Origin of the sequence: Nocardioides sp. P86 (genome assembly GCF_023712465.1) — a bacterium.
Classification (GTDB): domain Bacteria; phylum Actinomycetota; class Actinomycetes; order Propionibacteriales; family Nocardioidaceae; genus Nocardioides; species Nocardioides kribbensis.
On record NZ_JAMAYE010000001.1, the window covers coordinates 64,400 to 90,434 of the forward strand.

24 protein-coding genes are annotated in these 26,035 nt (G+C 72.8%); all 24 read right to left on the reverse strand.

Going from position 1 to position 26,035, the window contains the following annotated elements; genetic code table 11:
- Positions 1–53: 53 nt before the first annotated feature.
- The 24 genes from M3673_RS00310 to M3673_RS00425 all read right to left on the reverse strand — a co-directional run bounded on the left by M3673_RS00310 (position 54) and on the right by M3673_RS00425 (position 25,919).
- On the reverse strand, positions 54–872 hold the full coding sequence (locus M3673_RS00310) for a DUF1206 domain-containing protein (protein ID WP_082499979.1): 819 nt from the start codon (positions 870–872) through the stop codon (positions 54–56).
- A gap of 103 nt (positions 873–975) precedes the next feature.
- On the reverse strand, positions 976–2,361 hold the full coding sequence (locus M3673_RS00315) for an NAD(P)/FAD-dependent oxidoreductase (RefSeq protein WP_193664181.1): 1,386 nt from the start codon (positions 2,359–2,361) through the stop codon (positions 976–978).
- 87 nt (positions 2,362–2,448) lie between these two features.
- A complete protein-coding gene (gene nusB / locus M3673_RS00320; protein WP_056862781.1) occupies positions 2,449–2,856 on the reverse strand; it encodes a transcription antitermination factor NusB in 408 nt (135 codons plus the stop codon).
- Positions 2,856–3,419, reverse strand: a complete 564-nt coding sequence (efp, locus tag M3673_RS00325; protein ID WP_056862780.1) for an elongation factor P — start codon at positions 3,417–3,419, stop codon at positions 2,856–2,858. Before efp ends, nusB begins: the two co-directional genes overlap by 1 nt.
- A 115-nt stretch (positions 3,420–3,534) precedes the next feature.
- Positions 3,535–3,972 (reverse strand): type II 3-dehydroquinate dehydratase, encoded by a 438-nt coding sequence (locus tag M3673_RS00330; protein ID WP_251530731.1) that lies wholly within the window; start codon positions 3,970–3,972, stop codon positions 3,535–3,537.
- A complete protein-coding gene (gene aroB, locus M3673_RS00335) occupies positions 3,969–5,117 on the reverse strand; it encodes a 3-dehydroquinate synthase (RefSeq protein WP_251532754.1) in 1,149 nt (382 codons plus the stop codon). The genes M3673_RS00330 and aroB overlap by 4 nt, the downstream gene beginning before the upstream one ends.
- A 32-nt stretch (positions 5,118–5,149) precedes the next feature.
- A complete protein-coding gene (locus M3673_RS00340; protein WP_308196067.1) occupies positions 5,150–5,671 on the reverse strand; it encodes a shikimate kinase in 522 nt (173 codons plus the stop codon).
- Entirely contained in the window at positions 5,668–6,846 is a 1,179-nt protein-coding gene (aroC, locus tag M3673_RS00345; protein ID WP_251530733.1) for a chorismate synthase, read from the reverse strand. The genes M3673_RS00340 and aroC overlap by 4 nt, the downstream gene beginning before the upstream one ends.
- A gap of 78 nt (positions 6,847–6,924) precedes the next feature.
- Positions 6,925–7,794 (reverse strand): A24 family peptidase, encoded by an 870-nt coding sequence (locus M3673_RS19470; protein ID WP_251530735.1) that lies wholly within the window; start codon positions 7,792–7,794, stop codon positions 6,925–6,927.
- The gene (locus tag M3673_RS00355; RefSeq protein WP_251530736.1) at positions 7,791–8,624 is read right to left on the reverse strand and encodes a shikimate dehydrogenase; all 834 of its coding nucleotides are present in this window, start codon (positions 8,622–8,624) and stop codon (positions 7,791–7,793) included. Before M3673_RS00355 ends, M3673_RS19470 begins: the two co-directional genes overlap by 4 nt.
- A 10-nt stretch (positions 8,625–8,634) precedes the next feature.
- Complete coding sequence (mltG, locus tag M3673_RS00360) at positions 8,635–9,900, reverse strand: endolytic transglycosylase MltG (protein WP_251530738.1); 1,266 nt, start codon at positions 9,898–9,900, stop codon at positions 8,635–8,637.
- Positions 9,893–10,387 (reverse strand): Holliday junction resolvase RuvX, encoded by a 495-nt coding sequence (gene ruvX, locus M3673_RS00365; protein ID WP_056904365.1) that lies wholly within the window; start codon positions 10,385–10,387, stop codon positions 9,893–9,895. The genes mltG and ruvX overlap by 8 nt, the downstream gene beginning before the upstream one ends.
- Before the next feature lie 3 nt (positions 10,388–10,390).
- Positions 10,391–13,063, reverse strand: coding sequence for an alanine--tRNA ligase (gene alaS / locus M3673_RS00370; protein WP_251530740.1), 2,673 nt, complete (start codon positions 13,061–13,063; stop codon positions 10,391–10,393).
- A complete protein-coding gene (locus M3673_RS00375; protein WP_251530742.1) occupies positions 13,063–13,449 on the reverse strand; it encodes a DUF6167 family protein in 387 nt (128 codons plus the stop codon). The genes alaS and M3673_RS00375 overlap by 1 nt, the downstream gene beginning before the upstream one ends.
- A gap of 10 nt (positions 13,450–13,459) precedes the next feature.
- Positions 13,460–14,020 carry a hypothetical protein gene (locus M3673_RS00380; protein WP_251530744.1) on the reverse strand — a complete coding sequence of 187 codons (561 nt, stop codon included), beginning with the start codon at positions 14,018–14,020 and terminating at the stop codon, positions 13,460–13,462.
- Positions 14,021–14,042: 22 nt separating this feature from the next.
- Positions 14,043–15,419 (reverse strand): replication-associated recombination protein A, encoded by a 1,377-nt coding sequence (locus tag M3673_RS00385; RefSeq protein WP_374108168.1) that lies wholly within the window; start codon positions 15,417–15,419, stop codon positions 14,043–14,045.
- On the reverse strand, positions 15,406–16,629 hold the full coding sequence (locus tag M3673_RS00390; RefSeq protein ID WP_285838957.1) for an ABC transporter ATP-binding protein: 1,224 nt from the start codon (positions 16,627–16,629) through the stop codon (positions 15,406–15,408). Before M3673_RS00390 ends, M3673_RS00385 begins: the two co-directional genes overlap by 14 nt.
- Positions 16,629–17,726, reverse strand: a complete 1,098-nt coding sequence (locus M3673_RS00395; RefSeq protein ID WP_251530746.1) for an ABC transporter ATP-binding protein — start codon at positions 17,724–17,726, stop codon at positions 16,629–16,631. The genes M3673_RS00390 and M3673_RS00395 overlap by 1 nt, the downstream gene beginning before the upstream one ends.
- A gap of 11 nt (positions 17,727–17,737) precedes the next feature.
- On the reverse strand, positions 17,738–18,760 hold the full coding sequence (locus M3673_RS00400) for an ABC transporter permease (RefSeq protein ID WP_251530748.1): 1,023 nt from the start codon (positions 18,758–18,760) through the stop codon (positions 17,738–17,740).
- A 242-nt stretch (positions 18,761–19,002) separates the two neighbouring features.
- Positions 19,003–20,769, reverse strand: coding sequence for an ABC transporter substrate-binding protein (locus M3673_RS00405; protein WP_251530750.1), 1,767 nt, complete (start codon positions 20,767–20,769; stop codon positions 19,003–19,005).
- Positions 20,770–20,855: 86 nt separating this feature from the next.
- Positions 20,856–21,878 carry an ABC transporter permease gene (locus tag M3673_RS00410; protein ID WP_251530752.1) on the reverse strand — a complete coding sequence of 341 codons (1,023 nt, stop codon included), beginning with the start codon at positions 21,876–21,878 and terminating at the stop codon, positions 20,856–20,858.
- A 158-nt stretch (positions 21,879–22,036) separates the two neighbouring features.
- On the reverse strand, positions 22,037–23,827 hold the full coding sequence (gene aspS, locus M3673_RS00415) for an aspartate--tRNA ligase (RefSeq protein ID WP_193664208.1): 1,791 nt from the start codon (positions 23,825–23,827) through the stop codon (positions 22,037–22,039).
- The gene (hisS, locus tag M3673_RS00420) at positions 23,824–25,185 is read right to left on the reverse strand and encodes a histidine--tRNA ligase (protein WP_251530754.1); all 1,362 of its coding nucleotides are present in this window, start codon (positions 25,183–25,185) and stop codon (positions 23,824–23,826) included. The genes aspS and hisS overlap by 4 nt, the downstream gene beginning before the upstream one ends.
- A 5-nt stretch (positions 25,186–25,190) precedes the next feature.
- A complete protein-coding gene (locus M3673_RS00425; RefSeq protein ID WP_228943331.1) occupies positions 25,191–25,919 on the reverse strand; it encodes an MBL fold metallo-hydrolase in 729 nt (242 codons plus the stop codon).
- Between the last annotated feature and the right edge of the window lie 116 nt (positions 25,920–26,035).

Here is a 26,035-nt window from a genome sequence, read left to right on the forward strand (position 1 = left end):
CAGCATGCTCGGTGCGGCGACCGGGTCGGCCCGACCCCGTGGTCCCGGCGACGTCAGCGTGAGAGGTGACGCGCGCGGGCGAAGCAGAAGAGCCCGTAGCAGCCGATGCCGACGGCGATGACGCCGAGCATCACGGGGCCGTAGGGCTGCTGCAGCACCTTGTGGAGGGCCTGGTCGAGCCCGCCGGACTTCTTGGCCTGGTGGGTGTAGGCGGCGTAGAGGAAGAGCCCGCCGACGATGCCGATGGCGACGCCCTTGGCGGCGTAGCCCGCCTTGCCGAACCAGATGTAGGCCGTCCCGGCCTCACCGCTCTTGCCCTCCGCGGTGAGGTGCTCGCGGAACTTCTCGGTCCAGGCACGCACGATCTGACCCACGCCGTAGGCGATGACGAGCACGCCGGCGAGGCCGACCATGAACTGCCCACCCGACATGTTCATCACCGTGGCGGTGGTGTCGTCGGAGCCGCCCTTGGAGCCCGATCCGGTGGCGACCTGGACGGCGCTCCACCCGATCACCGCGTAGATGACGCCCTTGAGCACCGACGAGGCCCGCTTGAGCCAGAGGTCCTTGCCCTCCTCGCCGCGGTGCCCCCCGACGGCCTCGAGGACGCGCCACACGACGAGCAGCAGCATGCCGATCGCGATCAGCCAGATCGCCAGCTCGCCGAAGGGCTCGTCGGTCAGCTGCTGCAGCGCGCCCGTGCTCGACGCCGAGCCGCTCTGGTCGCCCAGCGCGAGCTGGAGCGCGATCCAGGCGATCATCAGGTGCACCACGCCGTAGGCGACGAGACCCGCGCGCACGGCGTGGTCGAGCCAGTCGCTCGACTCGGCCCGGTCGGTGGCGTCGCCAGCCTTGCGCGTCATCTCTCCCATGGAGGCTGAACCTAGACCCTCCGGGACCCTCCGCGCCCGGGTCCTGGGCCACCTGTGAGGGTGAGGCCCTCGCGCCGTCCGACCCGGGGGCGCCCGCGCCGGCTCAGGACAGGTCGCCCAGGGCGGTCTCGACGGCGCGGTGGAAGGTGGGGTAGGCGTAGATCATCGTGCGCATCACCTCGACCGGCACCTCGGCGTGCACCGCCAGCGCGAGCAGGCCGAGGATCTCCCCACCGGCGGGACCCATGGCGGTGGCCCCCACCAGTACACCGCGGTCGGCGTCCTCGACCACCTTGACCAGTCCGCGGCCGCCGGGGCCGTGGGTGAAGCCGCGCGAGGACTGCTCGAGCGGGGCGCTGCCCGTGCGCACGCGCAGGCCGGCGTCGCGGGCCTGCTGCTCGGTGAGGCCCACGCCGCCGACCTCGGGATCGGTGAAGGTGGTGTGGGGCACGGCGTGGTAGCGGGCCGCCGGGCCCTCCTCGCCGGTGATGTCGCGGGTCGCGATCGCCGACTGGTACATCGACACGTGGGTGAAGGCCCCGTGGCCGGTGATGTCGCCGATGGCCCACAGCCGGTCGCCCGCCCGCAGGCGCTCGTCGACCTCGATCGTGCGGGCGGTGGGGTCGAGGCCGACCGTCTCCAGCCCCAGGTCGTCGAGGTTGGGGGTGCGCCCGGCCGCCACGAGCAGCTTGTCGGCCACGAGACGCTCGCCCTCCTCCCCGTCGAGGACGAGGGTGAAGGCGCCCTCGGCGTAGGAGACCGAGGTGGTCTCGACGCCGGTCATCACCCGGATCCCCTCGGCGGCGAAGACCTCCTCCAGCAGCCGCCCGGCCTCGGGCTCGTCGCCGGGCACCAGACGCTCGCCGTGCTGCACGATCGTCACGCGCACCCCGAAGCGGGCGAGCACCTGGGCCATCTCGCAGCCGATCGGCCCGCCGCCGAGCACGACGGCCGAGCCCGGGAGCTCGGTGAGGCGCACGACGTCGCGGTTGGTCCAGTACGGCGTGCCCGCGAGCCCGTCGATGGGCAGCTCCGCGGGGCGGGTGCCGGTGTTGAGCACGACGCCGCGCTGGGCGACGTAGGTGGTGCGGCCGCCGTCGGGAGCCTCGACGACCACCCGACCGGTGCCGTCGAGGCGGCCGACGCCGTGGACCACCGTGGCGCCGGCGTCGACGAGCCGGTCCACCGCGACCTGGTCGTCCCAGCCGGTGGTGGCCTCGGTGTCGATGCGGCGGGCCACCGGCGACCACGACGGCACGACGGTCGCATCGCCGGCCAGCTCGCCGACGCGGTGGGCCTCGGCGAGCGCGTCGGAGGCGCGCACCATCATCTTGGTGGGGATGCAGCCGTAGTAGGGGCACTCGCCGCCGACGAGGTGCTTGTCGACGGCCACGACCCGCAGCCCCGCCTGCGCCGCACCCGTGGCGAGGGCCTCGCCCCCGGGGCCGAGGCCGATGACGACGAGGTCGACGCTCACTTCTTCGCTCATGGCGCCAGCCTGCCCGCCTTGGCGGGCCCACGGATCACCCGATCGTGGGACCCGGGCGGGGGCGGCCGCCGAGGGCGGTCGTGGCGCTCAGACCAGGGAGGCCTTGTCGCGCATGACCGCGCCCAGGACGCCGTTGACGAAGGACGGCGACTCGTCGGTCGACAGGTCGCGCACCAGGGCCATGGCCTCGGAGACGGCCACCGGGTCGGGCACGTCGTCGGCCCACAGCAGCTCGAAGACGCCGAGGCGCAGCACGTTGCGGTCGACGGCCGGCATCCGGTCGAGGGTCCAGCCCTCGGAGTAGGTCGCGAGCAACTCGTCGATGCGGGCCTGGTGCTCGACCACGCCCCGCACGAGCTCACCGGTGTAGGCGTGCTGCGGGCCCTCGCCGTCGGCGACGGCGCGCTCGAGGTGCTCCAGGGGAGCCTCGCTGCGCATCTCGGCGGCGAAGAGCACGTCCAGCGCCCGCTTGCGGGCCTTGGAGCGGGCCGCCATCAGGACTTGACGCGACCGAGGTAGGAAGAGTCGCGGGTGTCGACCTTGACCTTCTCGCCCTGGTTGATGAAGAGCGGCACCTGGATCTCGTGGCCGGTCTCGAGCGTGGCCGGCTTGGTGCGGCCGGTGGCGCTGTCACCGGCCAGGCCGGGCTCGGTGAAGGTGATGACGAGCTCGACCGAGGCGGGGAGCTCGACGAAGAGCACGCGGCCCTCGTTGGTGGCCACGATGGCCTCCTGGTTCTCCAGGAGGAAGTTCGCGCCGTCGCCGAGGATCTCCGGGGCGACCTCGAGCTGGTCGTAGGTGGCGACGTCCATGAAGACGAACGAGGTGCCGTCGTTGTAGAGGTACTGCATGGTGCGGCGGTCGACGGTCGCGGTCTCGACCTTGGTGCCGGCGTTGAAGGTCTTGTCGACGTTCTTGCCCGACTCGACGTTGCGCAGCTTGGTGCGCACGAAGGCGGGGCCCTTGCCGGGCTTCACGTGCTGGAACTCGACGACAGCCCAGAGCTGACCGTCGATGTTGAGAACCATGCCGTTCTTGAGGTCGTTGGTCGATGCCATCTGCGCGGTTCAGCCTCACTGCGTCGGGGAGTCGGAGTGTCGCCCGAGGCGTCTCGGACGAACGCCTGAGTCTACCGGGCGCGGACCGCAGCCCCGCACTCGGCGGTGGGGCCGGTCAGCCGGCGCTGCTGCGCGCGACGACCTCGAGCGCCACGCGGTAGCCGTCGACACCGAGGCCCTTGACCACCTCGACGGCGTGCGGGGTGACCACCGAGTGGTGGCGGAACTCCTCGGGCCGGGCGTGGGGGTCGGAGATGTGCACCTCCACCAGGGGTGCGGTCAGCTGGGCGCAGGCGTCGTAGACGGCGTAGGAGTAGTGCGTCCACGCCGCGGCGTTGAGCACCACCGGGTGGCCGTCGTCGGCCGCGGCGTTGAGCCAGTCGACCATCACGCCCTCGTGGTTGGTCTGGCGCACCTCGACCTCGAGCCCGAGGTCGCGGCCCCACTCGACGCACAGCGTGGCGAGCTCGGCGTGGGTGGTGGAGCCGTAGATCTCCGGCTGACGCCTGCCGAGCCGGCCGAGGTTGGGCCCGTTGAGCACGAGGACGCTCATGCGCCCTCTCCCGTGGTGGCCGTGCTCCCCGCGTCGGTCGTGACGGCGGCGAAGGCCGCGCGCAGGTCGTCGTCGGAGGGCCCGGCGAGCACGCGCGGTCGCGCGACGTCGTCGAGCACCACGAAGCGCAGCTGGTCGCCGCGCGTCTTCTTGTCGACCCGCATCGTGGCCAGCAGGTCGTCGTACGCCGCCCCGGCGTAGCCGGTGGGCAGGCCGACCCGGGCGAGCACGCTGCGGTGCCGCTCGACGACGGCTGCAGGCAGGCTGCCCGCCCGGTGCGCCAGCTCGGCGACGAACACGCAGCCGATCGCGACGGCCTCGCCGTGACGGATGGCGTAGCCCTCGGCGCGCTCGATGGCGTGGCCCAGGGTGTGGCCGTAGTTGAGCACCTCGCGACCGGGGTGGCCGTCGGCCCCGCCGGTCTCGCGCAGGTCGGCCACGACGACGTCGACCTTGACGCGGATGGCGCGCTCGACGAGCTCGCGCAGCACCGGCGAGCCCGCGACCAGGTCGGCGGGGTCGGTGGCCTCCACCAGGTCCAGGATGACCGGGTCGGCCACGAAGCCGCACTTGACGACCTCGCCGAGCCCTGCGACGAGCTCCTCGCGGGGCAGCCCCTCGAGTAGGGCCAGGTCGCACAGCACGCCGGCGGGCTCGTGGAAGGCGCCGACGAGGTTCTTGCCCGCCGCGGTGTTGATGCCGGTCTTGCCGCCCACGGCGGCGTCGACCATCGCCAGCAGCGTGGTCGGCACGTGCACGACCCGCACGCCGCGCAGCCAGCTGGCCGCGACGAAGCCGCCCAGGTCGGTGGTGGCGCCGCCGCCGAAGGTGACGACGGCGTCGGAGCGGGTGAAGCCCGCCGCGCCGAGCGCCTCCCAGACGTCGACCAGCACGCCGGCGGTCTTGGCGGCCTCGCCCTCGGGCAGGCCCAGCGCCAGGACGTCGTGGTGGGGCCGCAGCGCGTCGACGACGGGCTGGGCGAGCTCGCCGAGGGCCCCGGCGTAGAGGAACGCCACGCGCTGCACGCCGGGGCCGAGCAGGTCGTGGAGGCGGTCGGTGACCCGGTGGCCCACCACCACGTCGTAGGGCGACGCGCCGCCGACGTGCAGCACCGTCGCGTCGGACGGTCGGGTCGGGTCGTCGATCGGGCCGTCGGTCGGGCCGTCGGTCGGGTCGGTCACGGCAGGAGCTCCTCGATCGCGTCGGCGACCTGGTCGGGGGTGCGGGCGTCGGTGTCGACGACGTGGGTGGCGACGGCCTCGTAGACGGGCGTGCGCTCCTCCAGCAGCTGCTTCATCCGTCCGCGCACGTTGCCCATGAGCATCGGTCGGGCGACCCCGAGACCGACCCGGGAGGCCGCGTCGGCGAGCCCCACGCGCAGGAACACGACCACGTGGCCGGCGAGCAGGGCGCGGGTGTCCTCGCGCAGCACCGCTCCCCCGCCGAGGGCCAGCACACCGGGGTGCTCGGCGAGCGCGGCGGCGACGGCCGCGGCCTCGAGGTCGCGGAAGTGCTGCTCCCCGTCGTCGACGAAGATGTCGGAGATCGCGCGCTGCTCGGCGGCCTCGACGTCACGGTCGGTGTCGCGGACCCCGACGCCCCAGCGGGCGCCCAGCAGGTCGGCGACGGTGGTCTTGCCCGCGCCCATGGGCCCCACGAGCACGACGCGGGGACGGACGGCGGGGCTGCCTGCGCTCACCGGTAGGTCAGTGCGTCGAGGTAGGTCTCGACGTTGCGCCGGGTCTCCGACAGCGCGTCGCCGCCGAACTTCTCCAGCAGCGCCTCGGCCACGACGAGGGCGACCATGGCCTCCGCGACGATACCGGCGGCCGGCACGGCGCAGACGTCGGAGCGCTGGTGGTGGGCCACCGCCTCCTCGCCGGTGGCGACGTCGACGGTGCGCAGCGCGCGGGGCACGGTGGCGATCGGCTTCATGGCCGCGCGCACGCGCAGCACCTCGCCGGTGGTCATGCCGCCCTCGGTGCCCCCGGAGCGGCCGCTCGTGCGGCGGATGCCCTCGGGGGTGGGCACGATCTCGTCGTGGGCCAGCGACCCGGGGGTGGCGGCCAGGGCGAAGCCGTCGCCGACCTCGACGCCCTTGATGGCCTGGATGCCCATGAGCGCTCCGGCCAGGCGCGAGTCGAGGCGCCGGTCCCAGTGGACGTGGGAGCCCAGACCCGGCGGGAGTCCGTGCACGACCACCTCGACGACGCCGCCGAGGGTGTCGCCGTCCTTGTGGGCCTGGTCGATGCGCGCCACCATCGCCTCGCTCGTCGCGGGGTCGAGGCAGCGCACGGGGTCGGCGTCGAGGCGCTCGAGGTCGCCCTCACCCGGCCACAGCCCCTCGGGGGCGCGCACGCCGCCGAGCTCGATGACGTGGGAGAGGATGGTGGCACCGCAGGCCTGGGCCAGGAAGTTGCTGGCCACGCGGCCGAGCGCGACCCGGGCGGCGGTCTCGCGGGCCGAGGCCCGCTCCAGGATCGGGCGGGCGTCGGGGAAGTCGTACTTCTGCATGCCCGCCAGGTCGGCGTGACCGGGACGGGGCCGGGTGAGCGGCGCGTTGCGGGCCAGCGAGGCCAGCGCCTCGGCGTCGACCGGGTCGGCCGACATGACCTTCTCCCACTTGGGCCACTCGGTGTTGCCGACGATGATCGCGACCGGTCCGCCCTGGGTCTCCCCGTGGCGCACGCCACCGGTGATCGTCACCTGGTCCTGCTCGAACTTCATCCGCGCACCGCGGCCGTAGCCGAGACGGCGGCGGGCCAGGGAGTCGGCGATGTCGTCGCTCGTGACCTGGACGTGGGCGGGGAGCCCTTCCAGGACGGCGACCAGGGAGGGGCCGTGGGACTCGCCCGCGGTGAGCCAACGCAGCATGACGGCAGTCTCCCACGGCGCCGCGCGGGGCCGACGACCCCCGTCGCGTCCCGAGACCGGCCCCGCAGCGCTCCCGCGTCAGCGCAGCAGGGAGTCGATCACGGCGGGTCCGGTCAGCACGCCGATCAGCGCGCCCACCACCATGAACGGCCCGAAGGGGTAGGCGGCCCTGAGGAGGGCCCGGTCGCGGCGCACGAGGGCGAGCAGGAGACCCGGCAGGCCGAAGACGAGGAAGCCGGCGTAGACGCCGACGACGAGCTCGGCGACGCCGAGGCGGCCGAGCACGAGCCCGAGCAGCGCGGCCAGGCGCACGTCGCCGAAGCCCATGCCGGCGGAGTGCACGGCCCACAGCAGCCAGTAGAGCGAGCGCGCGACGAGCAGGCCGACGCCCGCGCGCAGGACCGCGTCGTGCTCGCCGGTGACCACCCACTCCCCCAGCGCGAGCAGCACCAGCGCGCCGGTCGCCGGGAGCACGAGGCGCGAGGGCAGCAGGCGGGTGTGGCCGTCGACGTAGGCCAGGGCGACGCACAGCGGCACCACCGGCAGCGCGTAGGCCAGGGCCCACGCGGTCTCCTCGGTCAGCCCGTCACCGAGCGCGGCACGGGCGACCAGCCCGCCGGCCATGGCGGAGACGAGGGCCACCCACGGGCCCAGGTGGGGACGTGCCGCGAGGTCGACGTAGAGCGGCTTGGGCGGCTCGGCGGGCCGGGCGGCGCTCGCCGGTCCGGACCCGGTGGTCGGCCCGTGAGGGGCCTCCGCGCCCGCGAGGGTCCCGGTCGCAGCACCGGCGGCGGGATCGGCAGGGGGATCCGCAGGGGTATCCGCGGCTGACGCGGGTGCGGGGGGCTCGGGCAGCGCCCGGATCAGCGCGGGCACGCCCAGCCCGGCGAGACCGCAGCCGAGGACGGCGAGGGCCACGACGAGGAGCTCGGCCGCGGCGTCGCTCACGCCGGTGCCCGCGCCGCGAGCGCGGCCGCGCCCGCGGCGCGTATGACGTCGACGGGGCCGGGACGTCCGGTCATGAACTCCACCTGGAGGGCGGCCTGGTGCACCAGCAGGTCGAGGCCGGTCACCAGCACGGTGCCGTCGGCCGCGGCCGCAGCGAGCGGCGTCGGCCACGGGTCGTAGACGACCTCGAAGACGACCGGCGTGCGGGCCCAGCGCAGCACCAGGTCGGGGGTCTGGGCGGACGCCGGCACCGTGGAGACCACCAGCTCGGCGGGGCCGACCTCCTCGGCCGGCGTGGTGAGGGGCAGCACCCTCACGTGGACCCCGCCGGGGTGGCGGCGGATCGCGTCGACCGTCTCGGCGGCGCGCTCCGGGGTGCGCGCGAGCACCACGACCTCGCGGGCGCCCAGCTCGCAGGCGGCGAGCCCGGTGGACGCAGCCGTGGCGCCCCCGCCGAGCACGACGGCCCGCGTCACCTCGCCGTCCCACCGCTCACGCACCGCCGCGACGGCGCCGGGGAGGTCGGTGTTGTCGGCGCGCAGACGGGGCTCGTCGACCAGCAGGGTGTTGGCGGCGCCGACGAGCCGGGCCCGCTCGGTGACCTCGCCGCGGGCGCCGACGGCCAGGGCCATCACCTCGCGCTTGAGCGGCATCGTGAGCGACAGCCCGCGCCACGAGTCGTCGAGGCCCGCGAGCACCTCCGGCAGCGTGCCGGAGGCGACGCGCAGGGCCTCGTAGGTCCAGTCCAGGCCGAGCGCAGCGTAGGCCGCCCGGTGCAGCACGGGTGAGAGCGAGTGACCGACGGGGTCGCCGACGACGGCGCAGCGCATCAGGGCCGCCTCAGCAGCGGTCGGACTGGGTGGCGCAGTACTCGTCGAACTCCGCCTCGTAGACCAGGAACTCGTCGTAGGTGTCGGCGAACTTGGTCTCCCCGGTGCGCAGGTCGACCGTGACGTAGTAGAGCCAGTCGCCCTCCGCCGGCGCGGCGGCCGCCGCGATAGCGGCGTCGCCGGGCGCCTCGATCGGGGTCGGCGGCAGGCCGGGCTGCTCGTAGGTGTTGTAGGGCGAGTCGGCCACCGACGCGATCTCGTCGGTGGTGAGGCGGGCGATGCCCGACTCCCCGAGGGCGTAGTTGACCGTGGCGTCGATCTGCAGCAGACCGGCGGTCTCGTCGTTGTCGGGGCTGAGCCGGTTGTAGATGACCCGTGCCACCTTGGGCATGTCGTCGCCGCGGCCCTCGGCCTCGACGAGGCTGGCGATGGTCATCAGCTCCTGGGGGCTGATGCCGAGCCGCTCGGCCGAGGCCTCGAGGTCGGCGTCGTCGGCGGCCTGGCGCCACCGGGTGAGCATCGCCTGCACCATGCCCTCGGCGTCCTCGCGCGGCGCGAAGGCGTAGGTCGAGGGGAAGAGGTAGCCCTCAGGGTTGCCCTCGGCGTAGTCGGGCAGCCCGAGGTCGGCGAGCAGGCGCCGGTCGTCGAGCACGGCCTCGAGCTCGGCGGTGGTGACCTTGGTCTGCTCGGCCAGGATCGCCACGATGTCGACGACGCGCAGGCCCTCGGGGATGGTGACGGAGTCGGTGATGACGTTGGCCGGGTCGACGAGCACGTCGATGGCGTCGGCCGAGGACATCTCCTCCTTGAGCCGGTAGAAGCCGGCCTGGATGGCCGCGGAGTCGGGGTTGTCGGTGGCCGCACCGACGCAGGCGTCGACCGAGGCCACGACGCCCTCGTCCTTGAGGTTGCGGCAGATCTGGGTGGAGCTGTCGCCGGAGGCGACCTCGAACTGCACGCGCCCCGAGCCGGGGCCCTCGAAGTCCTCCGGGTCGCTGAACTGGTCGGCGATGAAGCTGCTCGCCCGGTCGTAGACCAGGTAGCCGCCGCCCACGAGCACGGCCAGCGCCACCAGCACCGCGAGGCAGCCGGGCAGGCGGCTGCGCTCCTTGCGACGGCGCCCGCCGAGGTCGGGGGCGCTGCTCAGCGGCAGCGGGGAGTCGTCGTGCTCGGGGTGCTCGGGCTGATCGGGGTACGCCGCTGCGTGGGCCGCACCGTCGTCCGGGGCCGCGTCCCTGGGGGCGCCGTCCGCGGGGTCGCGGTCGTGCTCACTCATGCTGCTCCTCGACGTCGTCACCGAGGAGCTCGCCGGGAGGGTTCCCGGTGGCGCGCTCGGTGTCCAGTGCGTGCTGCAAGATCAGCACCGCCGCGGCCTGGTCGACCACGGACCGCTGCTTGGGGCCCTTGCGGACGCCCCCTGGGCTGCCGCGCAGCATAGCCTCCGCCGACACGGTGGTGAGCCGCTCGTCGACCAGCCTCACCCGCACCGGGGCCACACGGCGGGCCAGCGTCGCCGCCCACGCCCGGGTCTTGGCCGCGGCCGGACCCTCCCCGCCCGACAGCGACCGCGGCAGGCCAGCGACCACCTCGAGCACCTCGGAGTCCTCGCCGATCTCGGCGATGATGGCAGCCAGGCGGGCCAGGTCGCCCCGGCCCCGCTTGACCGTCTCCACCGGTGTGGCCAGGAAGCCGGTCGGGTCGCTGCGGGCGACGCCGATCCGGGCGTCGCCCGGATCGATGCCGAGCCTGACTCCGTGGCGCACCGCTCAGGCCCCTGCCGTGCGGCCGACCTCGGCGACGACCAGGTCGAGGGCCTCGTCGACGCGGGAGGCGTCGGTGCCGCCGCCCTGCGCGACGTCGGCCTTGCCCCCGCCCTTGCCCCCGACCAGCGGGCCGACGGCGCGGACCAGGTCGTTGGCGGAGAGGCCGCGCTCGCGCGCGGCGTCGTTGGTGGCGGCGACGACGGCGACCTTGTCGTCGACGACACCGATCACGACCACCACGCCGGGCTCGCCCTGGGGCAGCCGACCGCGCACGTCCATGGCCAGGGTGCGCGCGTCACCGCCCCCGGCACCGTCGACCCGGTGGGCCACGACGTGCACCGGCCCGACCTGCCTGGCCTGTGCGGCGATGGTCTCGCCGCCGGCGAGGAGCTGGGCGAGCCGAGCCCTCTCGACCTCCTTCTCGGCGGCGCGCAGCCGCTCGACGAGGTCGCCGACGCGTCCGACCAGGTCGTCGGGCCGGGTCTTGAGCAGGGTGGTCAGCTGGCCGACGACGTCGCGCTCGCGTGCGAGGTAGTCGAAGCCCTCGATGCCGGTGTGGGCCTCGATGCGGCGGTTGCCCGAGCCCACCGACGCCTCACCGGTCACCACGATCGTGCCGATCTGGGAGGAGTGGTCGACGTGGGTGCCGCCGCACAGCTCGCGCGACCAGGGGCCGCCGATCTCGACGACACGGACCTTGGTGTTGTCGTAGGTCTCGCCGAAGAGCGCGATGGCGCCCCAGTCCTTGGCCTCGGGCAGGGTCATGTACTGCCAGCCCACAGGCAGGTCGGCGCGCAGCGCGGCGTTGGAGACCTGCTCGATCTGTCGGACCTGGTCGGGGTCGAGCGCGGTGGTCCAGCCGAAGTCGAGGCGCAGGTAGCCCGGGCGGTTGTAGGAGCCCGACTGCAGCGCCGAGGGGCCGAGCACCTCGCGCAGCGCGGCGTGGACCACGTGCGTGCCGGAGTGCGCCTGCCGCGCGCCGGTGCGCCAGGCGGGGTCGACGCGGGCGTGGAGGGTGGCGTCCTGCACGAGTTCGCCCTCGAGCACCCGCACCTGGTGGACGACGAGGCCGCGCACCGGACGCTGGACGTCGAGCACCTCGAGCAGCGCACCGTCGGCGACGAGCCGGCCGGCGTCGGCGACCTGCCCTCCCGACTCGGCGTAGAAGGGCGTGCGGTCGAGCACGGCCTCGCCGACCTCGCCCTCGCGCAGCACCGGCACGCCGACGCCGCCGGCGAGCACCGCCAGCACGCGCGACTCGGTCTCGAGGGTCTCGTAGGCCAGCCACTCCGTGGGGCCGTGGCCGTCGAGGATGCCGCGGTAGACCCCGGTGTCGGCGTGCTGGCCCTTCTTGGAGCGCGCGTCGTCCTTGGCGCGCTGGCGCTGCTCGCCCATGAGGGCGCGGAAGCCCTCCTCGTCGACGCTCAGCCCGGCCTCGGAGGCCATCTCCAGCGTCAGGTCGATCGGGAAGCCGTAGGTGTCGTGCAGCGCGAAGGCCTGGTCGCCGGCCAGGCGGGTGCCGCCGGCCTGCTTCACCTGGCCCGCGGCCAGGTCGAAGATGTGGGTGCCGGCCTGGAGGGTCTTGCGGAAGGCCTCCTCCTCGGCGAAGGCCACGCGCGAGATGCGGTCCCAGTCGGTGTGGAGGTCGGTGTAGGTCTCGCCCATCTTGTCGCGGCTGACCGGCATCAGCTCGGGCAGCGCCGGGTCCTCGTAGCCCAGCAGCCGCATCGAGCGCACGGCCCGCCGCAGCAGCCGGCGCAGCACGTAGCCGCGGGCCTCGTTGCCCGGGGTCACGCCGTCGCCGATGAGCATCATGCCGCTGCGCACGTGGTCGGCCACGACCCGGAAGCGCACGTCGTCGACCGGGTCGGCGCCGTAGCGGCGCCCGGTGAGCTGCTCGGCCATCCGGATCACGGGGAACATGACGTCGATCTCGTACATGTTCTCGACGCCCTGGGTCATGAACGCGACGCGCTCGAGACCCATGCCGGTGTCGATGTTCTTCTTCGGCAGGGAGCCGGCGATGTCGAAGTCCTCCTTCGAGCGCACCGCGGAGAGCTCGTCCTGCATGAAGACGAGGTTCCAGAACTCCAGGTAGCGGTCCTCGGCGGAGAAGTCGCCGTCGGCGCCGTAGGCGGGGCCGCGGTCGATGAGGATCTCCGAGCACGGGCCACCGGGGCCGGGCACGCCCATCGACCAGTAGTTCTCCGACTTGCCCAGCCGCGCGATCCGGTCGTCGGGCAGTCCGGTGATCTTGCGCCACAGCGCGACGGCCTCGGGGTCGTCGACGTAGACGCTGGGGTAGAGCCTGGCCTCGTCGAAGCCCCAGCCACCGTCGGACTGCGGCTTGGTGACCAGGTCCCAGGCCAGCTCGATGGCCCGCTCCTTGAAGTAGTCGCCGAAGGAGAAGTTGCCGCACATCTCGAAGAACGTGCCGTGGCGGGTGGTCTTGCCGACGTCCTCGATGTCGGGGGTGCGCACGCACTTCTGCACGCTGGTCGCCTTGTCGTAGGGCGGGGTCTCCTGGCCGAGGAAGTACGGCTTGAAGGGCACCATGCCGGCGTTGACGAAGAGCAGGTTGGGGTCGTCGAGCAGCAGCGACGCCGACGGGACGGGGGTGTGGCCCGCGCGCTCGAAGTGCGCGAGGAACCTCCGGCGAATCTCCGCGGTCTCCATCAGCTGCCTTCCTGTCCTGGGTGGTGCCGGTCCGCGCTGGTCGCGCGGGCGGCGGTGTCGGTGCTCGGGTCTGTGGCGGTGCTCGTGCCGGTGCCTGTGCCGGTGCCGGTGGGGGTGTCGGCCGCCGGGTCCGCGACGGGCGGCGGGGCGCTGAGCTCCGGGCGGGCGGCCCCCTGGAGCGCCCCGCCCACCCGGGCCCGCACGGCGGGCTCGGCGTCGGCGCGGCCCTGGGCGACCTCCTCGCGCAGGATCCGGGCCCCGACCACGGCGGCGCCGACCCGGTCGCGCATCCCGTCGACCGTGAGGGCCTCGGCCACGCGGCGCCCCCGCACCATGGCCCACACCCCGGCGCCCGCCCCTGCGGCGAACCACAGCCCCCGGCTCATGCGGCCCGCCTCACGCCGCGGGCTCCCGCGAGAGGTCGAGGCCGGCGCGCTGCCGGGCCTGCGCGGCGCGGCGCGCCTCCCGCTGGTCGGTGCGGCGCTGCTTGCGGGCGCGCTTGACCTCGCGGCGCATCTCCAGCCGCACGCGGTGGCGCACCTCGGGGCCGAGGGCGCGACGCACACCGGCGGCCAGCGAGGCGGCCTGCACGACCGACTCGCGCAGCACGAGGTCGGCGAAGAGGGGCGCGTCGGGGCGGGCGGCCGGCGACGTGCCGTCCGCCCGTGCCGTGGTCTCGTCGACCGCGTCGTCGGCGCCGAGGTGGGTGATGACGAACTCCTCCTCCGCCGCCCGCGCCCGCGCCGGGGCGTCGAGGGCGACGAGACGGCGCTCCAGCAGCTCGAGGCGCTCGCGCAGCTGCGCGGTCGCCGTCCTCGCCTCCGCCTCGGCCCGCGCCGCGGAGCGTCGTACGCCGCGCAGCGCCAGGCCGGTCGCGACCAGGGCGGCGAGCAGCAGCACGCCCAGAGCGAGGACCACCGCCAGCGCCCACCCCGCCGTGCTCCACTGCTGCGTCATGGTGACCGACCCTATCGCGGGGTCAGCGGCCACGAGCGCGGCCCCGCACCAGCCGCTTGATGCGCTCCCAGCGCTCCTTCACGGCGGCCTCGGCGCCGTGGTCGGTGGGCTGGTAGTAGCTGGCGTCGGCCACGACGTCGGGGGCGTACTGCTGCTCGGCGATGCCGAACGGGGCGTCGTGGGCGTAGACGTAGGACGTGCCGTGGCCCAGCTTCTTGGCGCCGCCGTAGTGCGCGTCGCGCAGGTGCGACGGCACGGGCCCGATCCTGCCCGCCTTCACGTCGGCGCTCGCGGCGGCGATCGCGGTGGTGACGGCGTTGGACTTCGGGGCCACCGCCAGCGCGATCGTGGCGTGGGCGAGGTTGAGACCCGCCTCGGGCATGCCGATGAGCTGCACGGCCTGGGCGGCGGCCACCGCGGTGGTCAGCGCGGTCGGGTCGGCCAGGCCGATGTCCTCGCTGGCCAGGATGACCAGGCGCCGGGCGATGAAGCGCGGGTCCTCCCCCGCCTCCATCATCCGCGCCAGGTAGTGCAGCGCGGCGTCGGCGTCCGACCCGCGCACCGACTTGATGAAGGCGCTGGTGACGTCGTAGTGCTGGTCGCCCTGGCGGTCGTAGCGCACCGCGGCCCGGTCGACGGCGGTCTCGGCCGTCGCGAGGTCGACGACGCTCGTGCCCCGGGCGGCGGCGGCGCCGGTGGCCGCCTCGAGGTAGGTCAGCGAGCGCCGGGCGTCGCCGCCGGCGAGCCGCACGAGGTGGTCGAGGGCGTCGTCGTCGACGGTGAAGCGCCCGCCCAGACCCCGCTCGTCGGCGAGCGCGCTGCCCATGACCCCGCGCACGTCGTCGTCGCTCAGCGACTCCAGGCGCAGCAGCAGGCTGCGCGAGAGCAGCGGCGAGATGACGCTGAAGAAGGGGTTCTCCGTGGTCGCGGCGACCAGCGAGACCCAGCGGTTCTCCACCCCGGGCAGCAGGGCGTCCTGCTGGGCCTTGCTGAAGCGGTGCACCTCGTCGACGAAGAGCACCGTCTCCGCGCCGCCTCGGGCCAGCTCGGCGCGCGCGGCGTCGATGGCCGCGCGCACCTCCTTGACCCCGGCCGAGACCGCCGAGACCTCGACGAAGCGGCGGTCGGTGGACTGGCTGACGATGGAGGCGATCGTCGTCTTGCCCGTGCCGGGCGGCCCCCACAGCAGCAGCGACAGGGAGCGCTGGTCGTCGATCAGCTGGCGCAGCGGCGACCCGGGCTCGCGCAGCTGCTGCTGGCCGACCAGCTCGTCGAGCGTGCGCGGGCGCATCCGCACCGCCAGCGGCGCGGCCATGCCCTGCTGGGCCGACAGCGAGCCGCCGCCCCCTCGGGGAGGGGACGGCGGACCGGTGTCGAAGAGGCCCTCAGGCTCGGCCAAAAGTCCTGGTGTCCACGTCGAACCAGGTGTCGTCGTAGCCCGGCTTGTCGGTCAGGTCGGGGCTGGGGCTGGCCCCGGGGTCGGGGTTGCCCTGGTGGTCGACGCCCAGCATGCCCGCGGTGAGCGGCTCGTTGGGGTGCTGGCCCAGCGCGCCCGGGAAGTGGCAGGCGACCTTGTGCTTCTTGCCGATCTGCAGCAGCGGCGGCTCGAGGCGCGCGCAGATGTCCTGCGCGATGGGGCACCGCGTCCGGAAGCGGCAGCCCGAGGGCGGGTTGATCGGGCTCGGCACGTCGCCCTCGAGCTGGATCCGCTCGCGACGGCCGCCGACCGCGGCCTGCTTGACGTCGGGCACCGCGGAGAGCAGCGCCTGGGTGTAGGGGTGGCGCGGCTGGTTGTAGATGCTGTCGCGGTCGCCGATCTCCACGATCTTGCCCAGGTACATCACCGCGACCTCGGGGCAGAAGTGGCGCACGATGGCCAGGTCGTGGGCGATGAAGAGGAACGCCACCCCGAACTCGCGCTGGATGTCCTGGAGCAGGTTGATGACCTGGGCCTGGATCGACACGTCGAGGGCCGAGACCGGCTCGTCGGCCACCAGCAGCTTGGGGTTCAGGGTCAGCGCGCGGGCGATGCCGATGCGCTGGCGCTGGCCGCCGGAGAACTCGTTGGGGAAGCGGTTGTAGTGCTCGGGGTTGAGCCCCACGATCTCGAGCAGCTCCTTGACCCGTGGCAGGACCTGCTTCTCGGGCACCACGTTGTGGATGCGCAGCGGGGTGCCGATGATCGACCCGACGGTGTGGCGGGGGTTCAGCGAGGTGTAGGGGTCCTGGAAGATCATCTGGATCTCGCGGCGCAGCGGCTTGAGCTTGCGCTCGGGCACCGAGGCGATGTCCTCGCCCTCGAAGCGGATGTGTCCGGCCGTGGGCTCGTAGAGCCGGGTGATGAGCCGGCCGGTGGTCGACTTGCCGCAGCCCGACTCCCCCACCAGACCCAGCGAGCCGCCGGCCTTGACCTCGAAGGAGACCCCGTCGACGGCTTGGACGTCGCCGACCTTGCGGTGGATGAGCCCGGAGGACTTCACCGGGAAGTACATCTTGAGGTTCTCCACCGACAGCAGCGTGCGGGCGTCCTCGGGGTTCTCCGACGCCGCGTGCGCCGCGACGGGCTCGGGACGGGTGGCGACCTGGTCGCCGTTCTCCGTGGTGGACATCAACGCTCCTCGTCGACGAGATCAGGCGCGATCTCAGGCAGGATCTCGGTCTGGTAGATGGCCTCGGGGTCGGCGAGGTGGCACCGCTTGAGGTGGCCCATCGACCGGTTGCCGGGCACCAGCTCCGGCAGGGTCGTCGTGCACAGGTCGCCGGGCACCTTGTCGCGGTGGGTGCACCGCGGGTGGAAGGCGCAGCCGCTGGGCGCGTTGAGCAGGCTCGGCGGGTTGCCCGGGATCGGGATCAGCTTGGCGGAGGTGTCGCCCACGACGTCGGGCACGCTGGAGAGCAGGCCCCAGGTGTAGGGCATCTCGGGGTGGGTGAGGATCTCCTTGGTCGGGCCGTACTCCACGCCGCGACCGGCGTACATCACCAGGGTGTCGTCGGTCATCTCGGCCACCACGCCGAGGTCGTGGGTGATGATGATGACCGCGGAGTTGAACTCGCGCTGGAGGTCCTGGAGCAGGTCGAGGATCTGCGCCTGCACGGTCACGTCGAGGGCCGTGGTCGGCTCGTCGGCGATCAGCAGCGACGGGTCGTTGACCAGGCCCATGGCGATCATCGCGCGCTGGCGCATGCCGCCGGAGAACTGGTGGGGGTAGGAGTCGACGCGCTGGTCGGGCTGCGGGATGCCGACGCGGTCGAGCATCTCGATGGCGCGCTTGCGCGCGACCTTCTTGCTGACGTCGTGGTGCACGCGGTAGGCCTCGACGATCTGGGCGCCGACCGTGTAGTACGGGTGCAGGGCGGACAGCGGGTCCTGGAAGATCATGGAGACCTCCCGGCCGCGCAGGCCGCGCATCTCCTTCTCGCTGAGCTGCAGCACGTCGGTGCCGTCGACGCGGATCTGACCGCCGAGCTGGGCGTTGGAGCCGTGGAAGAGGCCCATGATGGCCGAGCTCGACACCGACTTGCCGGAGCCCGACTCCCCCACGATGCCGAGGGTCTTGCCTCGCTCGACGGAGTAGCTGAGGCCGTCGACGGCCTTGACGACGCCGTCGCTGGTCGGGAAGTGGACCTTGAGGTCCTCGACCACCAGCAGCGGCTCGCTCGTCCCCGCCGGGCGGGGTGCCGGACCGGTCTGGGTCGTGGCAGACATCGAGGTGCTCCTTATCCGAGCCGGACGCGGGGGTCGATGACCGCGTACAGCATGTCGACGATGATGTTGGCGGTGATCACGATGGCGGCGACCAGCAGCACGATCCCCACGATGAGCGGGAGGTCGAAGCGGGCGATCGCGGTCACCGACAGCTTGCCGACACCGTTGAAGTTGAAGATGGACTCCGTGATGATCGCACCACCGAGCAGGCCGGCGAGGTCGAGCCCCGACAGGGTCACCAGCGGCGTCAGCACGGCGCGCAGCGTGTGCTTGCCGATCACGGTGCGCTGCGGCAGGCCCTTGGCCCGCGCGGTGCGGATGTAGTCCTCGGTCTGGGTCTCGAGCACGAAGGCCCGGGTGATGCGGATGTAGCCGGCCATGTAGACCAGAGCCAGCGTGATCGCCGGCAGCATCAGCCCCGTGAGCCAGGCCCACGGGCCGGCTTCCGCGATCGGGCTATAGCGCGGGGTGTCGACCAGGCCCCAGCGGATGGAGACGTAGGTCAGGAAGATCTGGCCGACGAAGAAGGTCGGGAAGGCGAAGGCGATCAGGGACAGGGCGACGATGCCGCGGTCGAGAGCGCGTCCCTTGAACAACGCGGCGATCACGCCCAGGAGGACGCCGATGATGATCCAGAGTGCGAAGGCGACCAGGGCGAGCGACACCGAGACCGGGAGCCGGTCGGAGATCAGGTCGCGCACGGTCTCGCCGTAGCCGGTGGAGTAGCCCAGGCAGGGGGCCTCGCACTGGGTGACCAGCTCGGGGGCGGCCTCGCGCAGCGCCTCGTCGTCGGGGAACTCGCGGCCCGCGACGACGCCCTTGGCGAACTTGGCCCACTGGGTGGTGATCGGCTCGTCGTAGCCGAGAGCGGCCTTGGTCTGCTCGAGCTGCTGGGCGGTGCACTTCTGACCGCAGGCGTAGCGCTCGGGGGTGCTGGAGCTGGCGTAGAACAGCAGGAAGGTGACCATGCTCATCACGACGAGCAGCAGCGCACCGCTGAACAGGCGTCGAAGGGCGTATGCGAACACGTTCACCTCAGGAGTTCTCGTCGGTACGCGACGCGGCGGAGGCCGCGTCGTGCGAGGGGCCGGGCGGTGGCCCGGCACGCGGCAGGAGTGCCGCCTCGCGGGACCGTGCGGCCCCGCCCCCTGATGGGGGGTGGGACCGCACGGTCGGTGCGTGTCGTCGACACGCGGTGCTGCGGGTGGTGCCGTCACCCGGGAGCGACGGCGGTGCTGCGGTGGTGCTGCGGTGGTGCCTGCTCAGGGAGCAGGGGTCACTGCGCGTCCTCGGCCACGGCGATGACGCCGAGGTCGGGGTAGCCGCTCGTGGACACCGAGTTCACGTAGTTCTCGATGCCCGAACCACGCAGGTAGTAGAAGTTGGTGGTGTCGAGCGGGATGTAGGCGACGTCGTCGGCGAGGAGCTGGTCCAGCTGGCCCCACAGCTCGTTGGCGGCGTCGAGGTCGGTCTCGGCGAGCGCCTCGTCGATGAGGGCGTTGGCCTCGTCGCTGTCGTAGTTGCCGTAGTCCTGGCCGTTGGAGTTGGCGGTCAGGTTGAGGCGGCTGTCGAACAGCGGCGGGAGCACGGTCGAGATCGAGGGCCAGTCAGCACCCCAGCCGCCCCAGATCAGGTCGGACTCGGAGTCGGGCTTCTGGATGGTCTCGTAGTACGGGCCCGAGGGGTCCAGACCGTCGAGGGTGACCTCGAAGCCGGCCTGGTCGTAGGTCTGCTTCAGCGCGGCGAACGCGTTCTCCGAGGAGGCCGAGCCGATCGGGTAGGTAAGCGTGATCGGGTACGGCATCTCGACGCCGGCCTCCTCGAGCAGCGCCTTGGCGCCGTCGACGTCGCCGCCCTCGGCGGAGCCGAAGGTGTCGAGGGGCTGGTGGCCCGGGACGTCGGGGCTGACGATGGTCTGCGCCGGGGTCGAGGCCAGCTCGCCGCCGAGGGCGCCGATGTAGGCCGCGCGGTTGGTCGCCAGCGCGAGGGCCTGGCGGACCTTGACGTCCTCGATCTGGTTGAAGTTCGGCACCAGGTAGTTGGTGAACGGCGACTGGATGTTGACCGCACGCTCGGCGACGTCGCCGGTGATCTGGTTGTACTGCGCCGAGGTGATGTTCTGCGCGGCGATGGCGGTGGTGTCCTCGCCTTGGTCGGCGATCAGGCGCTCGATGATGGTCTCGGGCTCGACGCCGACCTCGAAGGTGATGTCGTCGAAGTTCGCCTGGCGGTTGGTGTCCTCCTCGCCGTCCCACTCGGGGTTGCGCACGAAGGTGCCGCCGGAGTCCTCGTCCCACTCGCCGTCGAGCATGTAGGGGCCGCTGGAGAAGGGCACCAGGTCGGAGCGGTCGCCCTTGTCCTGGTCCTCGCGGACCGGGTCGAAGGCGCGCAGCGAGGCGATGGCCAGCGGGAAGTCCGGCCACGGCTTCTTGAACTTGTAGGTGATCGTGTTGCCGTCGCAGGAGACCGCCTGGTCGAAGAGCTCCTGGCCCTCGCCGGTGTAGGGGCCCTTGTACTGCGAGGAGCCGTCGTCGGCGGTGGGGACGTCGAGGTAGCCGATGATGTAGTTCGGGCCGCCGGTGATGACGTCGGTGGCGAAGGTGCGCGAGACGCCGTAGGCGAAGTCCTCACACGTGATGGGCTCGCCGTCCTGCCAGACCGGGCCGTCCTTCAGCGTGAACTGCCACTCGGTGGCGTCCTCGTTGGCGGTGCCGGTGTCGGTGGCGAGGTCGGCGATCGGGGTCGTGCCCTCGGTGGCGTCGGTCGTGCCGCTGGGGAACTGCACCCAGCTGCGGTAGACCAGGCGGCCCAGGTTCGAGATGTCGCGACCGACGTAGACGCGCTGGGGGTCGAGGTGCTCGGTGACCGAGGACTGCAGGTAGGTGATGGAGCCGCCCTTGGTGGCCTCGGTCACCTCCTGGCCCTCCTGGTTGCCGACGCCGTCGTTGCTGCTGCTGCCGCCGTCGCCGCCACAAGCGGCGAGGCTGGCGGCGACAACCGCGGACGTCGCGAGGGCGACGAAGCGCTTCCGTGTCCTACCCATGTGATTTCTCCTTGTGTTCTCGCCGGGGTCGGCGCATCTTTCCTGCGGAAAGTCCTGGGGGCGGGCCGAGGCCCACGGGGGTCGTCTCAGCGACCGGCCTTCGGGTCGAGCGCGTCGCGCGCGCCGTCGCCGAGGAGGTTGAACGAGATGACGATCACCGCGATGAAGATCGCGGGGGTGAAGAAGAACAGCGGGTAGGAGTCTGCGTAGAGCAGCGCCCCGCTGAGCACGTTGCCGAGGGTCGGCGTGGGGTTCTTGATCCCGACGCCGAGGTAGCTGAGCGCGGCCTCGGCCGAGACGTAGGCCGGCATCAGCAGCGTGAAGTAGACGAGGATCGGGGCCCAGAGGTTGGGCAGGATCTCCTTGAAGTAGATCCGGGGCCGGGAGGCGCCCATGAGGCGGGCGGCGTCGACGAACTCACGCTCGCGGATCGAGAGCACCTGGCCGCGGATCAGCCGGGCCACCGGCGGCCAGCCGAAGGCGGCCAGCACGATGACGATGTAGAAGCCGTTGACGAAGGCGCCGTTGGGGCCTGAGGGGATGCCGATGTCGAGCATCCGGTCGACCACGACCTGGGAGAGCGCCAGCAGCATCAGGGTGCTGGGGAAGGACAGCGTCAGGTCGATGATGCGACCGATCACGCCGTCGACCACGCCGCCGGTGAAGCCGGCGATGATGCCGAGCACGGTGCCGATGATGACGGTGATGATCGCGCCCGACAGGGCGATGGTCATCGACAGCGTCGTGCCGAGCAGGATCCGCGAGAGCAGGTCGCGCCCGGTGCCGGGCTCGATGCCGAACGGGTGGGCCAGGCTCATGCCCTCGTTGGGGAGCCCGCCGGTGATGAGGTCGAGCTGGTCCTGGTTGAAGTCCTGCGGCTTGAGCACGCCGGCGGCCACCAGGATCGGGGTCAGGACCGCGATCGCGAAGAAGAGCACGACGACGGAGAAGGACACCATCGACAGCCGGTCCTTGCGGAAGCGGGCCCAGGCCAGCTTGGCCGGCGAACGTCCCTCGACGCCGACCTTGCCGGCCGCCTTGTCGTCCCCCTCGGGCTCGTGGAACTCCGAGTCGCCGGGCTGCTCCACGCTCGATGCCGTCAGGCTCACCGAGTCACCTCTCCACTACGAACACTGGACACGGAGCAGGGCCGGGGCCCTGCGCCGCGAGCGACTCTATGTGCTCGGTGCCCCACCGGCGGTCAACCGCGAGTAACGATCTGGTCTCGGCAGTCGAGACGACTCGCCGGTGGGGCGCGTCCGGTGGATCAGGCCTGGGCCGGGACGTCCTTCGCGGGCGGGCCGTCGACACCGGCCTCCTTGCGCTGCTCGGCGGTGATGGGCGCAGGCGCCGCGGTGAGCGGGTCGAAGCCGCCGCCGGACTTCGGGAAGGCGATCACGTCGCGGATGGAGTCCGACCCCGCGAGCATCGCGCAGATGCGGTCCATGCCCACGGCGATGCCGCCGTGCGGCGGGGCGCCGTACTTGAACGCGTCGAGCAGGAAGCCGAACTTCTCCTGGGCCTCCTCCTCGCTGAGGCCCATGACGGCGAAGACCCGCTTCTGGACGTCCTCGCGGTGGATACGGATCGACCCGCCGCCGAGCTCGTTGCCATTGCAGACGATGTCGTAGGCGTAGGCCAGCGCGCTGCCGGGGTCGGTGTCGAAGGTGTCGGCGAACTCCGGCTTCGGGCCGGTGAACGCGTGGTGCACCGCGGTCCAGGCACCCGCGCCCACGGCGACGTCGCCGCTGGCCACCGCGTCGGAGGCCGGCTCGAACATCGGGGCGTCGACGACCCAGGTGAAGGCGAAGGCGCTCTCGTCGATGAGGCCCCCGCGGCGGCCGATCTCGAGGCGGGCGGCGCCGAGGAGCGCCCGGCTGGGCTTGGGTGCGCCGGCGGCGAAGAAGATGCAGTCGCCGGGGGCGGCACCGACGTGGGCGGCCAGCCCGGCCTTCTCCTCGTCGGTGATGTTCTTCGAGACCGGGCCGGTCAGCGAGCCGTCGTCCTGCACCAGCACGTAGGCCAGGCCCTTGGCGCCGCGCTGCTTGGCCCAGTCCTGCCAGGCGTCGAGCTTCTTGCGGGGCTGGCTCGCCCCGCCCGGCATGACCACGGCACCGACGTAGGGCGCCTGGAACACGCGGAACGGCGTGTCGGCGAAGTAGTCGGTGCACTCCACCAGCTCCAGGCCCATGCGCAGGTCGGGCTTGTCGGAGCCGTAGCGTCGCATCGCGTCGGCGTAGGTCATGCGCGGGATCGGTCGCGGGATGTCGACGTCGATGAGCTTCCACATGGCGGCCAGCACGTCCTCCATGAGGGCGATGACGTCCTCCTGGTCGACGAAGCTCATCTCGATGTCGAGCTGGGTGAACTCCGGCTGGCGGTCGGCGCGGAAGTCCTCGTCGCGGTAGCAGCGCGCGATCTGGAAGTAGCGCTCCATGCCGGCGACCATGAGCAGCTGCTTGAACAGCTGCGGGCTCTGCGGCAGGGCGTACCAGCTGCCGGGCTGCAGGCGGGCGGGCACCAGGAAGTCGCGGGCGCCCTCGGGGGTGCTGCGGGTCAGGGTCGGGGTCTCGACCTCGACGAAGCCCTGCGCGTCGAGCACGTCGCGGGCGGCCTTGTTGACCTTGCTGCGCAGGCGGAGGGCGGCGGCGGGGCCGGCGCGGCGCAGGTCGAGGTAGCGGTGGCGCAGTCGCGCCTCCTCCCCCACGTCACCCGAGCCGTGGCCGGTGTCGTCGATGGGGAAGGGCAGCGGGGCCGCGGCGTTGAGCACCTCGAGGTCGGAGACGATGACCTCGATCTCGCCGGTCGGCAGACCGGGGTTGGCGTTGCCCTCGGGGCGGGTGGCGACCTCGCCGGTCACCTTGAGGCAGAACTCGCTGCGCAGGCTGTGGGCGACGTCCTCGTCGCGCACGACGACCTGGACCACGCCGCTGGCCTCGCGCAGGTCGAGGAAGGCCACGCCGCCGTGATCGCGTCGGCGGGCCACCCACCCGGCGAGGGTGACGGTCTGGCCGACGTGCTCGGCGCGCAGGGCGCCGGCGTCATGGGTGCGGATCACTTCGTCATCTCCTGTGGGTCGTGCGAGGTCACCTGCGGTCGCAGGTCCTCGTGGGGCGGGGTCCAGGCGGCGGGGTCGGCCGTCACCTGCTCCCCGGATCGGATGTCCTTGACCTCGTGGCCGCCCTCGGCGGTGGTGAACCACACGAAGGGGATGCCACGGCGCTCGGCGTAGCGGATCTGCTTGCCGAACTTCTGCGGGCTGGGCGAGACCTCGCAGGCGACGTCGCGTGCACGCAGGGCGTCGGCGACGGCCTCGCTCGCGGCACGCGCCTCCGGCGCGTCGTCGACCAGCGCCACCAGCACGGCGCTGGGCACCGAGCGGTCGGCCACGAGCCCGGTGCGCGAGATCAACGGCACCAGCACCCGGCTGACGCCCAGCGAGATGCCCACGCCGGGGTAGGTGGTGCGGCCGTCGGTGGCCAGGGCGTCGTAGCGACCGCCGGAGCAGATCGAGCCGAGCGCCTCGTGGCCGCGCATGCGGGTCTCGAAGACCGTGCCGGTGTAGTAGTCGAGGCCGCGCGCGATCCTCAGGTCGGCGACCACCTCGACGCGGGGGCCGACCAGGCCCGCGCAGCCCTCGACGACGGCCGCCAGCTCGGTGAGACCCTCCTCCAGCAGCGGGTGCTCGACGCCGAGGTCGCGCACCTGCTGCACGAAGGAGGTGTCGGTGCTGGAGATCTCGGCGATGGCCAGGCAGCGACGGGCGAGGTCTGCGTCGAGCCCGCCCTCGACGAGCAGGGCGGCCACGGCCTCGGGCGACTGCTTGTCGAGCTTGTCGACCGCCGTCATGGCCGGGGCCGGGTCGTCGAGGCCCAGGCCGAGGAAGTAGCCCTCGAGGAGCTTGCGGTTGTTGACCTGGAGCCGGAAGCCGGGCAGGAAGTCGATGCGGCGCAGCGCGTCGAGCATCACCCGAGCCACCTCGACGTCGTGGTGGAACGACAGCGTGTCGCGCCCGACCACGTCGATGTCGGCCTGCGTGAACTCGCGGTAGCGGCCGTCCTGGGGGCGCTCGCCGCGCCACACCTTCTGCACCTGGTAGCGCCGGAAGGGGAACTCCAGCCTCCCGGCGTTCTCGACGACGTAGCGCGCGAACGGCACGGTGAGGTCGAAGTGGAGGCCCAGGCCGGCGTCCTTGCCGCCCTCCTGCTCCTGCAGGCGGCGCAGCACGTAGACCTCCTTGGAGGTCTCGCCCTTGGTCAGCAGCTGGTCGAGGGGCTCCACCGCGCGGGTCTCGATGCCGGCGAAGCCGTGCAGCTCGAAGACGTGGCGCAGGGTGTCGACCACCTGCTGCTCGACGACGCGCTGGGCAGGCAGCAGCTCGGGGAACCCGCTGAGCGGGCGGATCTTGGCGTTCATCGGCTCTAGAGACCTCGGGTGACGCGGGCCGGGCCGTCGGTGTCGCCGTCGGCCAGGTCCAGCAGGTAGGGGTTGGTGGCGCGCTCGCGACCGATGGAGGTCTGCTCGCCGTGGCCCGGGAGCACGACCACGTCGTCGGCCAGGGGCAGCACCTTGGTGGCGAGGCTGCGCAGCATGGTCGGGTGGTCACCGCCGGGCAGGTCGGTGCGACCGATCGAGCCCGCGAAGAGCAGGTCGCCGGAGAACATCACCTCGGAGACCTCGGGCTGCCCCGCCGCGGCGGCGTACGGCGTGCGGAAGGTGACCGACCCGGCGGTGTGGCCCGGGGTGTGGTCGACGACGAAGCGCAGGCCCGCCAGCTCGAGGTGCTGGTCGTCGGCGAGCTCGCGCACGTCGTCGGGCTCGGCCCACTCGTAGGACTGCCCGAGCAGCATCCGGCTGGTCTCGGGCGACATGCCGGCCATCGGGTCGCTCAGCAGGTGGCGGTCGGCCGGGTGGATCCAGGCCGTGGCGTCGTAGCCCCCGGCCACCGGGGCCACGCACCACATGTGGTCGAGGTGGCCGTGGGTGACGAGGACCGAGACCGGCTTGAGGCGGTGCTCGCGCACGACCTCGGCGACGCCGTCGGCGGCGTCCTTGCCGGGGTCGACCACGACGCACTCCGCCCCGGGCCCGGTGGCCACGACGTAGCAGTTCGTGCCCCAGGGGCCTGCGGGGAATCCGGCGATCAGCACGCCCTCACCCTAGCGAGGCTCCCGGGCCCTCGTCGCACCGGTTTGGCGGGCGCCTCGGCCCCCGCGGCCACGGTCTGACTAGCATGGGGCCTCGCGTCCACCGAGTGACCACCGAG

Coding starts and splice junctions, on each gene's coding strand:
- M3673_RS00375 (WP_251530742.1), bottom strand. CDS start 13,449: ATGAGCCGGGGGCTGTGGTTCGCCGCAGGGGCGGGCGCCGGGGTGTGG.
- mltG (WP_251530738.1), bottom strand. CDS start 9,900: ATGAGTGAGCACGACCGCGACCCCGCGGACGGCGCCCCCAGGGACGCG.
- M3673_RS00330 (WP_251530731.1), bottom strand. CDS start 3,972: ATGAGCGTCCTCGTGCTCAACGGGCCCAACCTCGGCCGGCTCGGCAGG.
- M3673_RS00315 (WP_193664181.1), bottom strand. CDS start 2,361: ATGAGCGAAGAAGTGAGCGTCGACCTCGTCGTCATCGGCCTCGGCCCC.
- M3673_RS00310 (WP_082499979.1), bottom strand. CDS start 872: ATGGGAGAGATGACGCGCAAGGCTGGCGACGCCACCGACCGGGCCGAG.
- aroC (WP_251530733.1), bottom strand. CDS start 6,846: ATGCTGCGTTGGCTCACCGCGGGCGAGTCCCACGGCCCCTCCCTGGTC.
- nusB (WP_056862781.1), bottom strand. CDS start 2,856: ATGGCGGCCCGCTCCAAGGCCCGCAAGCGGGCGCTGGACGTGCTCTTC.
- M3673_RS00355 (WP_251530736.1), bottom strand. CDS start 8,624: ATGCGCTGCGCCGTCGTCGGCGACCCCGTCGGTCACTCGCTCTCACCC.
- efp (WP_056862780.1), bottom strand. CDS start 3,419: ATGGCATCGACCAACGACCTCAAGAACGGCATGGTTCTCAACATCGAC.
- M3673_RS00405 (WP_251530750.1), bottom strand. CDS start 20,769: ATGGGTAGGACACGGAAGCGCTTCGTCGCCCTCGCGACGTCCGCGGTT.
- M3673_RS00380 (WP_251530744.1), bottom strand. CDS start 14,020: ATGACGCAGCAGTGGAGCACGGCGGGGTGGGCGCTGGCGGTGGTCCTC.
- hisS (WP_251530754.1), bottom strand. CDS start 25,185: ATGAACGCCAAGATCCGCCCGCTCAGCGGGTTCCCCGAGCTGCTGCCT.
- M3673_RS00390 (WP_285838957.1), bottom strand. CDS start 16,629: ATGTCCACCACGGAGAACGGCGACCAGGTCGCCACCCGTCCCGAGCCC.
- alaS (WP_251530740.1), bottom strand. CDS start 13,063: ATGGAGACCGCGGAGATTCGCCGGAGGTTCCTCGCGCACTTCGAGCGC.
- M3673_RS00395 (WP_251530746.1), bottom strand. CDS start 17,726: ATGTCTGCCACGACCCAGACCGGTCCGGCACCCCGCCCGGCGGGGACG.